Origin of the sequence: Dactylosporangium sp. NPDC050688, from assembly GCF_040654515.1 — a bacterium.
GTDB lineage: Bacteria > Actinomycetota > Actinomycetes > Mycobacteriales > Micromonosporaceae > Dactylosporangium.
Genome location: NZ_JBFAIC010000044.1, coordinates 26,042 through 38,302, shown reverse-complemented (window position 1 = coordinate 38,302; position 12,261 = coordinate 26,042). Strand labels below are relative to the sequence as shown.

9 protein-coding genes are annotated in these 12,261 nt (G+C 71.3%); 5 read left to right on the top strand and 4 right to left on the bottom strand.

The annotated features are described in order from the left end of the window. Positions 1-2: 2 nt before the first annotated feature. The 3 genes from AB0H83_RS33110 to AB0H83_RS33100 all read right to left on the bottom strand — a co-directional run bounded on the left by AB0H83_RS33110 (position 3) and on the right by AB0H83_RS33100 (position 4,385). Positions 3-2,066 carry a flotillin family protein gene (locus tag AB0H83_RS33110; protein ID WP_360101931.1) on the bottom strand — a complete coding sequence of 688 codons (2,064 nt, stop codon included), beginning with the start codon at positions 2,064-2,066 and terminating at the stop codon, positions 3-5. 122 nt (positions 2,067-2,188) lie between these two features. Further along, positions 2,189-2,779: a hypothetical protein gene (locus AB0H83_RS33105; RefSeq protein ID WP_360101929.1), complete on the bottom strand. Its 591-nt coding sequence runs from the start codon at positions 2,777-2,779 to the stop codon at positions 2,189-2,191. A gap of 289 nt (positions 2,780-3,068) precedes the next feature. Next, entirely contained in the window at positions 3,069-4,385 is a 1,317-nt protein-coding gene (locus tag AB0H83_RS33100) for an acyl-CoA thioesterase/bile acid-CoA:amino acid N-acyltransferase family protein (protein ID WP_360101927.1), read from the bottom strand. Positions 4,386-4,895: 510 nt separating this feature from the next. Here AB0H83_RS33100 and nhaA (AB0H83_RS33095) point away from each other — a divergent pair. Further along, a complete protein-coding gene (gene nhaA / locus AB0H83_RS33095; protein ID WP_360101925.1) occupies positions 4,896-6,194 on the top strand; it encodes a Na+/H+ antiporter NhaA in 1,299 nt (432 codons plus the stop codon). A gap of 145 nt (positions 6,195-6,339) precedes the next feature. Here nhaA (AB0H83_RS33095) and nhaA (AB0H83_RS33090) read toward each other — a convergent pair whose 3' ends face one another. Next, positions 6,340-7,644 carry a Na+/H+ antiporter NhaA gene (gene nhaA / locus AB0H83_RS33090; protein ID WP_360101923.1) on the bottom strand — a complete coding sequence of 435 codons (1,305 nt, stop codon included), beginning with the start codon at positions 7,642-7,644 and terminating at the stop codon, positions 6,340-6,342. A gap of 214 nt (positions 7,645-7,858) precedes the next feature. On the opposite strand from nhaA (AB0H83_RS33090), the gene AB0H83_RS33085 reads away from it, so the two are divergent. From AB0H83_RS33085 to AB0H83_RS33070, 4 genes are all read left to right on the top strand, one after another. Beyond that, complete coding sequence (locus AB0H83_RS33085) at positions 7,859-9,073, top strand: cation:proton antiporter (protein ID WP_360101921.1); 1,215 nt, start codon at positions 7,859-7,861, stop codon at positions 9,071-9,073. Positions 9,074-9,516: 443 nt separating this feature from the next. Further along, entirely contained in the window at positions 9,517-10,698 is a 1,182-nt protein-coding gene (locus AB0H83_RS33080; protein WP_360101919.1) for a CapA family protein, read from the top strand. 217 nt (positions 10,699-10,915) lie between these two features. Then, positions 10,916-11,518: a V-type ATP synthase subunit D gene (locus AB0H83_RS33075; RefSeq protein ID WP_360101917.1), complete on the top strand. Its 603-nt coding sequence runs from the start codon at positions 10,916-10,918 to the stop codon at positions 11,516-11,518. A 91-nt stretch (positions 11,519-11,609) separates the two neighbouring features. Beyond that, the gene (locus AB0H83_RS33070; RefSeq protein WP_360101915.1) at positions 11,610-12,254 is read left to right on the top strand and encodes a hypothetical protein; all 645 of its coding nucleotides are present in this window, start codon (positions 11,610-11,612) and stop codon (positions 12,252-12,254) included. Positions 12,255-12,261: the final 7 nt, after the last annotated feature.

Below are 12,261 nucleotides of genomic sequence, written 5' to 3'. Positions count from 1 at the left end.
GGTCAACGCTTCCCCGCCGCCAGGGACGCCATCGGCGCGTCGGCGACACCGAGGTCCCGCGCGGCGGTGAGGAGCTCCGTGAGCTTCGCCGAGTCGGACCCGCCGGCCTTGATCTGCTGCAGCAGGAACGCCGAGAGCGTCAGGTTGCCCACGTCGGCCGTGCTCATCGAACCCAGCAGCCGCGCCAGGTCATGGCCGAGGCTGGCCCCGCCGTTGAGGTACGGCTCGGCGATGGCGCCCGCGACGTCGGAGTGCTGCACGAAACGGTCAATGCTCTTGCCCATCGTGATGGAGCCCAGCAGCCGGTCGAAGAACATGCTTTCGCCGCCGACGATGTCGATGTCGGCCTTCTCCAGCCCGGTCGCGAGCACCCGCGCCTGCGACTCGGCGACCTGCCGAGACGCGTCGATGCCGGCGAGCCGGATCTCCTTCTCCATCTCCAGCCGCAGCCGGTACTCCTCGTGCTGACGGGTCGCGTCGTCCAGGCGCGCCATGGCCGCGGCCTTGTCGGTGAGGCCCTCCGCCTCACCCTTGAGCTTCTCGCGGATCGCCTCGGCCGCCACCAGGGCCAGCTCACGCTCCACGGCCGCGTTCGCCCGGCCCACCTCCGCGGCGGCAAGGGCCTTGTCGCGCTCGACCGCGACCTCGGCCCGGCCGACCTTCTCGATGGCCTCCGCGCTGCGCTCCCGCACCTGCACATCGGCCAGCCCCGCGGCGGCGGACTCCGCCTGCACACCCTCGGCGAGCCGGATCTTCGCCCGGGCGTCGAGCTCGGCGGTCTGCTGGCGCGCCTCGGCCAGCACCAGCTCCTCGCGGGCCTTGAACTTCGCCGACGCCTCCGCCGCCTCGGCGGCCTTGATGTCCTTGACGAGACCCTCCTGCGCCTCCGCCTCGGCCTGGATGATGACCGCCTGGCGGGTGCGCTCGGCCTCCTCGACCACCCGCAGCCGCTTGATCTGCTCCTCCTGCTCGGCGACGGTCTTCTCCACCGCGATCCGCTCGCGGACGACCTCGGCGATGCCGCGCTTCTCGACCTCGACCTCCTTGTCCTTCGCGATCGTGGACAGCTCCGTCTCCCGCTGCCGGGCGATGACCTCCAGCATGCGGTCCTTCTCGATCCGTTCGGTCTCGATGGCGATGACCCGCTCCCGATTCTTCTCCGCCACGGCGATCTCACGGGCCTGGTTCTCCCGCTGGATCCCGAGCTGCTCGTCGGTGCGCAGGTCCGCGCCGCGGGCCTTGAGCCGCTCCTCCGCCTGAACCTTCACGACCTCGGCGTCCTCGCGGGCACGCAGCGTCGCCACCTCCCGGGCCTGGCGGATTTCCGCCTCGGCCTGCCGCCGCTCCAACTCCAGGATCGCCTCACGCGCGTCCACGTCCTGCCGCTTGATCTCCTTCTGCTCACTGCGCTGGAACTCGTTGGTCCGCACATGCTCGATCGCCGTGAGCTCGGTGATCTTCCGGATGCCCTGGGCGTCCAGGATGTTCGCCGGGTCCAACCGGCTCATCGGGGTCTGCTCCAGGAAGTCGATGGCGGCGTCCTCGAGGCTGTAACCGTTGAGGTCGGTGCCGATGACCCGGATGATCTGGTCGCGGAACTCGTCGCGCTTGGTGTAGAGGTCCACGAAGTCCAGCTGCTTGCCGACCGTCTTGAGCGCCTCGGAGAACTTCGCGTTGAACAGTTCCTGCAGCGTCGACTGATCGCTCGCCCGGGTCGTGCCGATCGCCTGGGCGACCTTGACGACGTCCTCGGCCGTCTTGTTGACCCGCACGAAGAACGTGATGCGGATGTCGGCGCGGATGTTGTCGCGGCAGATCAGACCCTCGTGCCCGGAGCGCTCGATCTCGATGGTCTTCACCGAGATGTCCATGACCTCGGCCTTGTGCAGCACCGGCAGCACCACGGCACCGGTGAAGGTGACGTCGACCCGCCGCACCTTGGAAATGATCAGAGCCTTTCCTTGGTCGATCTTGCGGAACAGCCGGGCGACCATCAACACGACGCCGAGCAGGACGAGCACGATCACGGCGACGAAGACGGCAAGCCCCGTGGTGATGACGTCCATCGATGACTCCTTTGCATGCGGCAGCACAGACGGGCGGTGGGAAAGCTTTCACGGCAACGCCGAGCGGCACCGAGCAGCGCGAAGCGCCTCGGACAGCGGTGAACGGCGTGGATGGATCGCGATCAGGCGAGGGTGCGCGGGTCTTCCACGACCCAGAAGAACTCGCCGGTATCGTCATAGCCGTAGATGTACGCGGGGCTGCCGGCGCGCAGCCGGTCGTCACCGGCCTGGCGCACCTGGACGAGCGCCGAGGAACCGTCCTCAGCCGTCACCTCGGCCTGGCCGAACGTCGCGGTGACCGACCCGGTGCGGATGACGCAGGGCCGGCCGACGAAATCGGCGCGGGACGGGGCCGGCGCCGCGGTGAACCACCGGCTCAGCACGCGCACGGCCAACCGGGTCACGAGCCAGGCAACGCCGAGCGCCGCGATCAGGACGGCGGCCGGGGCGTAGGCGCCGCGCACCAGCGCGCCGGCGCTGAGACTGGTGAACCATGCGACCGCAACCAGCAGTGAGACAGCGACGGTGATCGGCACACCACCGAGCCCGACCGCGCTCAGCACGCCGCCATCACCGGAATCGCCGCCGCCGCCGGACGACTCGACGTCCAGCGCGCCGACCATCACCACCACCCAGTAGCCGACAACGGCGAGCAGCAGCACACTGAACATGACGGTCGGAAACGCCAGCGCGGCATCCACGAATGCCGTCATGGAGCCGCGCCGTCAGTTGCGTCCGTGCGGATGGCCGCGAGGGCTGTCGTCGCTCGGCGCTGGACGGACGCGGCCGCCTGGGAGGATGCCCCGGCAACGAGCACGGCGCAGGCCCGGTCGGGGACGGTCAGAAGCTGTGCGTGGGTCACAGGAACATCCACGATCGTGGGCCTCTCTGGTCGACGGCAATCACCATTGCCGACCAGACTTCCCGGCGCACCAGAACTCATCTTACGGTGATCTCCGCGGCTGCGGAAGACCCATCGACCGCGTTGAACGGACGGCCCGTTCAGGCGGCGGCGAGAAAGGCGAGGACTTTCGGCCAACCGTCGCTGCGCGCGGCGGCGTCGGCGGCGCGGGTGCCGCCGAGCGACCTGGCAAAGTCGCTGCCGGGGTGCGACTGCGCCACACCGGCAGGCAGGTACGGGAAGCTGCCGACGCCGTGGCCCGCGTCCGGATAGACCAGCACCTGATGCGGGGCGGTCACCTTGGCGTCATCGAGACGCTGCATGATCCGCTGGGCTTGCGCCGCCGATCGCCACACCCGGTCCTCACCACCGGCGACGGCCAGGACCGGACCAGAGACCCGGTCGACGGCGATCGCGGTCCGCGGCACCGGCTCTCCACCGATCGTCCACGCATTGCCGCCCTCCGGGAAGCCCGGCACGACGGTGTCATTGGGCGCATACAGCACGGTGCCGCGCACGAGACCGGGGTACTTCCCGGCCAGCAGCAGCGCCGCCTCGGCACCGCGTGAATAGCCGTTGACCACCACCCGACCCGGGTCGGCTCCCGGCTGCGCGCGCAGCAGCTCCGCCGCCGTCACGAAGTACTCCAGCGGTACGTCGCGCAACGCGGCAGGCAGGCCGGGCACGCCGAAGTAGCCCAAGGCAAGGCTCGGATACCCGTGCGAGGCCAGCAGCGCCGCATCGTACCGGCGCCCGACGCCGCCCTCCGATCCACCGAGCAGCAGGACGCCGGGCCGGCGCACGGCACCGGCCGGTGGTGAGAACAGCTCGCCCGCCATGCCGTCGACGTCGGGCGTCAGCGTGCGGTGGGTCACCCCGGCCGCAGTCCACTGCCGGGTCACGGTCCGAGCACCGATCTCCCGGCCGTCTGCGGCCACCGTCAGCCGGACCTCGAACGCGCCGCGCGAAGCAGGATAGCCCGGACTGAACCACGCCGTGTCAGGATCACCGGTGGCCGGGCGCATCGACCAGAACACACCCATGCCGTCGGTGCCACTGTACGTGCCCGTGGTAGGGCTGGACCGATCCAAATCGACCGCACCGTCGTGGTCCGCCACGAAGGTCGCCTCGCCACGCCAGCCCTTTCCCTGGGCATCGGAGGCCTGCGCGGCAACGACGACGCGCTGCCGTGGCCGCAGCCCCGACACCCGCACATGAACGGGTTGATCGGCCAACGCGACCGCAGCGTCCACGTCGATCGTGGCATGAGTCGAGGACCGCGCCGAGCACCCCACGACGCCACCACTCAAGGCCACGACGGCGATCAGGCCGACGATGCGCCTCCGGACGCCCGCGGCTTGCCTGACATGCGGCACCCGCCCACGGCGCGCAGTGCAGATCTCGACGGCAGGCTTCATCCCCGCGGGTGTCAATCGGGTCAGGGTCCGCATGGCTCGCTTCGAGCCGCCCCGGTCTTCCGGATGCGCGCCGTCTCGTCCGCAGCGGCCAAGCTCCGCGCCGCCAGCCGTTCGAGATGTCGGTCCGCCGGTCGATGTCGTCTGCAACCGCCGCGGCGTCTGCGGCCCGGGCAGGCGCAGTCGGCCCGGGCAGGCGCAGTCGGGCCGGACCAAGGACCTGGATCGGACCGCAGTGTCCACGACGAAAGCCTTTCTGACCGACGACGATCCCACTGCCGACCAGACTTCCCGGCGCACCTGCGCACAGGGTACGCCAACGGCACAATATCCGGGGCGAGGAACCTCGCAGCCTGCGCCCGCAACCGCGCGGCGGTGATGGTCGCGGTCGTACGTGGGCACGCCGCGCGATGATCGGATAGTGTGGCGGGTAGGTGCGCCGGGAAGTCTGGTCGGCTGTGGCTGACCCGACCCGTGATTGCGAGCACCGACTTGACTGACGACCCCCGCCGCGTGGCGACCCTGTTCGGACGCGGCACCTGGCCGGAGGTCCGCCGGATCGGCGCGATCCTGCGTCAGGAGACCATCGGCGGCGCGCTGCTCCTCGCCGGGGCGGTGATCGCCCTGGTGTGGGCGAATTCTCCGTGGTCATCGGCGTACGAGTCGCTGCGTGAGCTGCGGGTCGGCCCGGCGGCCTGGCATCTGGACCTGCCACTGGCCGGCTGGGCCGCGGACGGCCTGCTGGCGATCTTCTTCTTCGTCGCCGGTCTGGAGCTCAAACGTGAATTCGTCGCCGGTGACCTCCGCGACCCACGCCGTGCGGTCGTGCCGGTCGCCGCCGCCGTGGGCGGGGTCGTCGTGCCGGCGCTGCTGTACACCGCGGTCAATTTCGGCACCGGCGGCGGAGCACGCGGTTGGGCGATCCCGACGGCCACGGACATCGCCTTCGCCCTTGCCGTGCTGGCGGTGATCGGCAGGCACCTGCCGACGTCGCTGCGCACGTTCCTGCTGACCCTCGCAGTGGTCGACGATCTGCTGGCGATCGTCATCATCGCGGTCTTCTACACCTCCAGCCTGTCGGTGCTGCCGCTGCTGGGGGCACTGCTGCCCCTGGCGGCGTTCGCGGTACTGGTGCAGCGCCGGATCCGGTCGTGGTGGCTGCTGCTGCCGCTCGCCGCGGCGACGTGGGTGCTGGTCCACGAGTCCGGCGTGCACGCCACCGTCGCCGGTGTCCTGCTGGCGCTGACCGTGCCGGTCGTGCGCAGTGAGCACGCCGGCGGTCCCGGCGCCGGTCCCGGCCTCGCCGAACACTTCGAGCACCGGTTCCGGCCCCTGTCCGCGGGGTTCGCGGTGCCGGTTTTCGCCTTGCTGTCCGCCGGTGTGACCATCGGCGGGGTCGGCGGCCTGATGACCGCGCTGACCGACCGGGTCGCCGTCGGCATCGTCGCCGGCCTGATCCTCGGCAAGGTCGTCGGCATCACCCTGGCCACCTGGCTGGTCGCCCGGTTCACCCGTGCCGACCTCGACGAGGGGCTCGCCTGGACCGACGTGTTCGGGCTGGCCCTGCTCGGCGGCATCGGCTTCACCGTCTCGCTGCTCATCGGCGAGCTGGCCTTCGGCGTCGGCACCGAACGGGACGACCGCGTGAAGGTCGCGGTCCTGACCGGTTCGCTGGTCGCCGCGCTGCTGGCCACCGTGGTGCTGCGGCTGCGGAACAGGACCTACCGTCGCATCGAGGAGGCCGAGTCCGTCGACGCCGACGACAACGGCATTCCCGACGTGTACGAAACGGCCGAGGACGACCGCCGCTGAGCCGTGCCGGCACGGTCAGAACCGGAACGTGCCGACCAGCGTGAACAGTTCGCGGGACATGCGAGCCAGGCCGAGGCGCACCGGGTCGATGCCGAAGATCGTAGGCACCCGCGTCAGGCGGCGTGCCCGGCAGGCGCGTGCGGCGTCATCGGCCCTCTTCCTGGTACACGTCGGGGATACCGTCGGCGTCCAGGTCGAGCTCCTCGATTTTGATCAGGCGGCGGTAGTGGGCGTTACGGACGCGCAACGCGACCCCTGCGAGCACTGCGGCGATCAGCGACCCGACCAGAATCCCGATCTTGGCGTCGGCGTCGCGTTGCGTACCTGCGCCGAACGCGAGCTCGCCGATGAGCAGCGACACGGTGAAGCCCATCCCGGCGAGGATCGACACCCCGAGCATGTCCCACCAGCTCAGTTCGGCCGCCAGCCGGGCGCGCGTGAACCGCTGCACCAGCCACGTCGAGCCCAGCACGCCGACCGTCTTACCCACCACCAGCGCAACGACGACGCCGATCGTGACCGAGTTGACCAGCCGGGCGCCGAGCGGACCCTGCCCGACGACGGTCACCCCGGCAGCGAAGAACGCGAACACCGGCACAGCGACACCGGCCGAGACCGGCCGCCACCGCCGCTCGAAGTGCTGCGCCAGTTCGCAGCCTGACCCGTCCGGTCGGCGACGCACCGGGACCGCGAAGCCGAGCAGGACCCCGGCGATCGTGGCATGCACCCCGGACGCATGCATGAGCACCCATGTCGCCCCGGCAAGGGGCAGCAGCACCCACCAGGCCCGCACCTGCCGGTGCGTGAGCAGGCCGAACAGCCCGAGCGGGACCAGCACCAACGCCAGCGGCACGACCCGAAGGTCGTCGGTGTAGAACACGCCGATGACCGTGATGCCGAGCAGATCGTCGACCACGGCGAGGGTCAGCAGGAACGTACGCAGTGCCGCCGGTAGATGCGTGCTGAGAACCCCGAGCACGGCCAGGGCGAAGGCGACGTCCGTCGCGGTCGGCACCGCCCACCCGGCAAGCGCCTCACCCGAACCCCAGTTGACCGCCACATAGATCACCGCCGGGCCGATCATGCCGCCGACCGCGGCGAGGATCGGCAGCACCGCGCGCCGCGGATCCCGGAGATCCCCGGCCACGAACTCCCGCTTCAGCTCCAGACCGGCCACGAAGAAGAACACCGCCAGCAGCCCGTCGGCCGCCCACTGCGCCAGCGACAGGTCCAGGTGCAGGGCGTGCGGCCCGACCCGGACGGCACCCAGCTCATGGTATGCGCCCCGCCAGGGCGAATTCGACCACACCAGCGCGGTCACCGCGGCAACCAGCAGCAACACACCGCCGACGGTCTCCGTGCGCAGGATGTCGCCGATCCGGCTGACCTCGCTCCAGCTGCCCCGCCCGAGCAGCGGACGCTGACGAGGCTGATCAGGCGTGGTCCCCATGCGGCTCCTGCAGGAAGGGTCGGCAACGACATCGCCGACCAGACTTCCCGGCACACCTGCCAATCAGGCTACTCGATCATTGCCGGCTGCGGCACTGCGTCCCACGACACCATGATCCTTCCTGGCGTTGGCCGTGATGGTGTACGGTCCCGTGCGGAGCGCCGGGAAGTCTGGTCGGCAACGCCACAGTCGTGCCCACCGACAGGACCCGCCGATGACGCTGCTGCTCGTGTTCGCCGTCGTGCTGCTGATCGCGGTGCTGGTGTCTGCCCTCGCCAACCGCACCGTACTGTCCACCGCCGTACTGTTCCTCGCCGCCGGTTTCCTGGCCGGCGACGGCGTCCTCGGCCTCGTCCACGTCACGCCGGCCTCGCCCATCGTCGCCACGCTCGCCGAACTCGCCCTGTTCGTGGTGCTGTTCACCGACGGCATGCGCGTCGGCTGGACCGACCTGCGCACCGCGTGGCGGCTGCCCGGCCGGGCACTCGGCTGGGGGCTGCCGCTCACCCTGCTCGTCACCGCCGTCATCGCCCACTACATCGCCGGCCTCGACTGGCCCGAAGCCCTGCTCATCGGCGCGATCCTCGCCCCCACCGACCCCGTCTTCGCCGCCGCCCTCGTCGGCAACGACAAGGTCCCCGCCCGGCTGCGACACCTGCTCAACGTCGAGTCTGGCGTCAACGACGGCCTCGCCCTGCCGTTCGTCGTCGTCCTGCTCGCCGTCGCCGCGGACTCCAGCGACCTGCACCTGCTCGACCTCGGCACGGAACTGCTCCTCGGCGTGGCCATCGGCGTCGCCGTGCCGTGGCTGGCGATCCGCCTGGAACGCACCCGCTGGTTCGCCGTCTCCGAACAGTACCTACCGCTCAACGCCGTCGCCATCGGCCTGCTCGTTCTCGCCCTCGGCAAAGCCACCCACGCCAACCTGTTCCTCGCCGCGTTCGCCGCCGGCATCACGGTGGCGACCGTCGGCCGCCGCGAACGCGAGGCCTTCGAACACTTCGGCGAGCTCCTCGCCGAAATCTTCAAACTCGTCGCGCTGCTGGTCTTCGGTGCTCTGCTCACCCCGGCGTTCTTCGGCGACATCGCCTGGACCGGCTGGATCTTCGCCATCCTCGCCCTCGTCGTCGCCCGTCCCGCCGCGCTGTGGATCTCGTTCCTCGGCTCGCGCCTGGGGCTGCGTGAGCAGCTGGCCGCGATGTGGTTCGGACCGAAGGGCTTCGCCTCCGTCGTCTACGGCCTGCTCGTCCTCGCGGCCGGCATCGCCGCCGCCCAGGAGGTGTTCACTCTCGTCGCGCTCACCATCGTGCTCAGCATCGTGCTGCACTCGTCCACCGACGTCCTCGTCGCCCGCGGCTTCGACCCCACCCTGATGCCCACCTGGCAGCAACGCCTCGAACATCGCGGCCGCAAACTCCTGCGCCGCTGACCCTGCCCCAACGTGAGGCGTCGGTGCCGGTCGAGCGCCTGGACCACCGGGCAGGCCAGCTCCGACGTGAGCTGCCGCGCGGACGCGGACCGGATGCGACCGACCCCGCGCTCCCCGTGGATCCCCACGCCGAATTCGACCTCCCCGTCCGCGAGCTCGAACGACGGCCGCTGCTGGCCCAGCGAACTGGTGGCGGCCGTCTATCACCAGCACTACAAACCGAAGGCCGACCAGGGAGCCCAGCCGGGCCCGTACGGCTGGTACCTGGACCAGAACGTCGCCCCCACCCGGTGATCCCGCGCCCACCTCGGGCGGAAGCCCTGAGCCCCTGCGGCATCCCCTGATCAGCCGTACGCCGCGGACAGGACGCAGTCGGGTGGTTCACCGAGTGGATTCGGGCCGAGACGGGCCGCCGAGCGGCCGGCTTCGGTCACAGTCTCGCCATGCGGAGAACGCTCGCTGCCCTGCTCTGCCTCGCCATGATCGTCGCGACGGCAGGCGTGTCCATCGACCCCGGTCGGCAGGTTCCCGACGCGGGCTGGGCGGCTCCCGCAGATCAGTCGGTGGTGGCGCTCATCGCGCCCCCGGCCCGCCCGGCCCGCCCGACCACCCTCAGCGTCGTAGCGGCCGGGGACCTGTTCGTGCAGCCCGCCCTGACCGCTCAGGCCGCCGCCGACGCGCGCGCCGCCGGCAAGTCCGGCCATGACTTCACACAGATCCTCGCCCCGCTCACCCCGATGGTTCGGGACGCGGATCTCGCGGTCTGTCACATCGAGCAGCCCCTCGCCCGGCCAGAGGGCCCGTTCACCGGATGGCCGATCTTCAGCGCGCCGCCGCAGCTCGCCGACGCCGCGGCCGACAGCGGCTTCGACACCTGCTCCACCGCCTCGAACCACACGCTGGACTACGGCGAGGAGGGCGTGCATCGCACGCTCGACAACCTCGATCGGGTAGGACTGCGGCACACCGGATCGGCGCGCTCGGCGCAGGAGGCCGCCACGCCCAACGTCTTCGACGTGCACGGTGTGAAGATCGCCCAGCTGGCATACACCTTCAGCTTCAACGGCATCCCACGGCCGGCGGGCAAGCCGTGGATCGCCAACCTCATCGACGTTGCGAAGATCCGCGCCGAGGCGCACGCCGCCAAGCAGGCCGGCGCTGAGATCGTCATCCTGTCGATGCACTGGGGGACGGAGTACCAGAACCAGGCCGACCAAGGGCAGACCGGCCTCGCCGCAGACCTGCTCGCCAGTGCCGACATCGATCTGATCATCGGCATGCACGTGCACGTCGTGCAGCCCTTCGAGAAGTTCGGCGACAAGTGGGTGGCCTACGGCCTGGGCAACCTGCTCGTCCGTTTCGCGGACGGGTCACGGGAGAACACCCAGGACTCGGTCGTCCCCCGGTTCACGTTCACCGAGGTCGCACCCGGCACGTGGCGGGTCACCGACGTCGCCGTGCACGCCTTCTTCATGCGGTACTACCCGCAGCCTCGCCTGGTCGACGTCGCGGCGGCGACGAGGAGCGCCACGCCCGGCGCCGACTACGCCGGCATCTTCCGGCGCATCACCGGCTACGTGAACATGCGGGGCGCCGAGGCCGACGGGCTGCGAATGGTGCGCTGAGTGCAACCCGGGCAGGACCGCCGCGACGTCGGCGGTCGTACGGGGTGCGGGGCGGCCCGACAGCTGCCGTGCTGCGGGAGCCGCGACAGCGCGGCGTGGTTGAGTGCGTACCGGGCGAGGGGCCGGCGAGGTACCTGCCGGCAAGCGAGCTTGTCATGCTGCCCGGGACGCTCCGTGCCGCCCACGCAGCGCACCCGGACGGTGCCGAGGTGACCGGATGACCGCCCTGCGCCATGTCCCGGTGGGCCGGTCGGGCCTGCTGTGGCTGCGACACCGGGCCGAGGTCTGCCGGCATGCCAGCAGCGTCCTGCGCCGCAAGCTCACCCTGCTCGCCGCCGAACGCGACCGCCTCCGGCAGCGCCGCGCCGGGACCGCCGGAGCGTGGACTGCCGCCGACGCCACGGCCCGCGGCCGGCTCGAACGGGCGACGCTGCTCGACGGCCTGGAGGCGGTCGAAGCCGCGGCCGAGGTGCCACCCGCCGAGGTCACCGTGCCATGGACCACGGTGATGGGCGTCCACTGCCCGGCGGAGCCGTCGCTGGCGGCTCCGCCGCGCCCCGCGCATCTTCCGGCGCCGGGCGGCGCCGCCCTCCTGCAGGCCGAGGCCGCATGCCGCACCGCGGCGATGGCCGCGGCCCGGCACGCGGCCGCCGACGCCGCACTCGCCACCGTCGAGGCCGAGATGGCCGCCACCCGGCGGCGGGTGCGCGCACTGGACCGCCACTGGATCCCTGCCCTGGAGGCCGCGCGCGCCGCCCGCGCCCTGCAGCTGGCGGAACTAAAGGCGGCCGACCTCACCCGCCGGCGCGCGGCCGAGTGATTCGGGCCCGGCGCCCGGGGTAGCTCACCGCGAGAGACGCCCAGGGCCGGCGCCGGCGCGATGCGCCGCGACGGTCCAGCAGGAGGCTGGAGTGTGGCATCATCAGCAGTCCCGCGGGCTGCACGGTCACCTGGTCGAGGTGATCGAGCGCTCGCGAAACGCGTTGGAGCACGTCACCGAGGCGCTGTGCGACCCCGGTCCGGGCGCCGCGAGCGCGCTGCCGGACGCCGGCAAGGCCCTGCACGAACTGCGCCGGGCCGTCGAGGGTCAGGCGCTGGCGATCACGGAGACCCGGTTCGCGTCGGCTGCGGTCACGGTGCGTACGGTCGTCGTCGCCGCGCAGGTCAACGCCGACGCGGAGGGCGTCGAAGGACTGGCGAGGCGGCTGGCTGAGATCGCCGGGTCGCGGCCGGGGCGGCCGGCGGCACCGGCCGGCGTGCAGGCCGTCGTGTGCCGCATGGGCCGGATCTGCACCGACATGATGGCCACGGCGGGCAGCGCCGCAAGGTCTCCCGGGACCGGCACGCAGGTGCGGATCGAAGCGGCCGGTGCCGAGGTGCGACGGCTGCGACAGCAGCTGTACCGCGTGCTGCTGCACGACCGGGCTGCGGTCGATGTGGACGCCGCACTGGACGCCGCGCTGGCCTGCCGGTACTACGCACGCTGTGCCGAGCTCGCGGGGTCCATGGCCCGGCACGCGATCCTGGGCGCAACGTCACGAAAGGCCCGCCAGTGAGATCCGG